Origin of the sequence: Promineifilum sp. (SeqCode) (assembly GCF_041918635.1) — a bacterium.
GTDB lineage: Bacteria > Chloroflexota > Anaerolineae > Promineifilales > Promineifilaceae > Promineifilum.
The window spans coordinates 1-1538 of sequence record NZ_JAYRVJ010000195.1; the positions used below are offsets into that span (position 1 = coordinate 1).

Consider the following 1538-nt stretch of genomic DNA (forward strand, 5'->3'; position numbering starts at 1 on the left):
GCTCCGTCGCGTCGTCGTTGTTGCCCACCGGCGTCTCCAGCGACATCGGGTCCATGGCGATGCGCAGGATGTCGCGAATCTTGCTGACCGCCTGCCGCCACTTGCGTTCCAGCATCGGGTCGACCGGCATCCCGTTGGCCTGGGCCGCCTTGATCGCCGCCGACTCCTCCGGCAGCAGGTAGTCCAGCTCCAGCGCCAGCTCCTCCACGCTCGCCTCATGCCCCAACTGCTGCACCAGCTCCCGCTGCGCCTTGACGATCCGGTTGATCGTCTCGTACATATGCACCGGAATGCGGATGGTGCGCGCCTGGTCGGCGATGGCCCGGCTGACCGCCTGGCGAATCCACCACGTGGCGTAGGTGCTGAACTTGAACCCCTTGGTGTGGTCGAACTTCTCCACGGCGCGCAGCAGGCCCACGTTGCCCTCCTGCACCAGGTCGAGCAGGTGGATGCCCCGGTTCATGTAGCGCTTGGCCACGCTGACCACCAGGCGCAGGTTGGCGCGGGTCAGATGCCCCTTGGCCTCCTCGGCCGCCTCCACGATCATGAACTCGTTATAGCTCAGCGACGAATCGCCGGGGAAGAGCCACGCCTCCACCTCGGCTGCCGGCGGCAGCTCGCCCCGGGTCTTGACGTGGGCCGCCACCTGGTCGCTCAGCTCATTGGGCAACAGGTAGAACGCCGTCAGCACCGTGAACAGGCACTCCGCCAGGTCAATCCACGCCTCATCCTGCCCCCACGCGCCGTCGTTCAGGTAGCGGCGGCTGTAGGAGCGGTCGCTGTGCTGCCAGCTGGCGCGCAGCCGGCGCGCCTCGTCCAGCAGCGCCAGCGGGTCGGGCGGATCGACGCGCAGCGTGGCCGCGCTGTCGCGCACGCACTGCCAGTTTTCCAGCAGATTCAGGTAGTTGAGCCCCATCGCCTGGGCGCGCAGCGCGTTCTGGTTGGCGGGGCGCTCGGGGCCGGCGGGCGGCGGCTCCGGCGGGGCGGGGCGGCTCCGGCCGCGGCGCACGCGCTTGCCGCCGTTGGCGCGGTGGACGCCCACGTCCCGGTTCAGCCGCTCCAGCACCCGGTGGGCGTGCATCTGCGTCGCCAGCCAGATCTCCTGCTCGGCCGACAGCAGCGGAACCTGGCCGATCTCCTTCAGATAGGTGTGGACGGGGTCGTCCTCGGCGTCGCTCAGGTGGTAGGCGTCGTCGTCGTCGTCCAGGTCATCCAGGCTGTCCAGCAGGCCGATGTCGCCGGGGTCGTCGATCGGCTCGCCGTCGCCGCCGACAATGCGGATGTTGAGCTTCTGGAGGCGCTCATAGAGCATGTCGGCCTCGTCCTCGCTGGCCGTCGCCAGAATCGACTGCACGTCCGATTCGGCGATCTGCCGCGAGCGGCGCGCCTTCCTGACCAACGCCTCCACGTCGAGCGGCTCGGCGCTCAGCGCCTCGTCCGCCGCCTCGTCGTCGGTCGGGTCAAATTCCGGCATGTCCGCGTCGGGATACATCTCCATCTAGCTTCGTACAATCCGCGAAAGACAATAAGGACAATTA

The 1538-nt window shown here is 68.3% G+C and carries 2 pseudogenes; both read right to left on the minus strand.

The features are described 5' to 3' along the window. A pseudogene (locus ACE3UY_RS06735) lies at positions 1–661 on the minus strand (sigma-70 family RNA polymerase sigma factor); the annotation flags it as partial. Positions 662–1114: 453 nt separating this feature from the next. Continuing rightward, a pseudogene (locus ACE3UY_RS06740) lies at positions 1115–1498 on the minus strand (sigma-70 factor domain-containing protein); the annotation flags it as partial. Between the last annotated feature and the right edge of the window lie 40 nt (positions 1499–1538).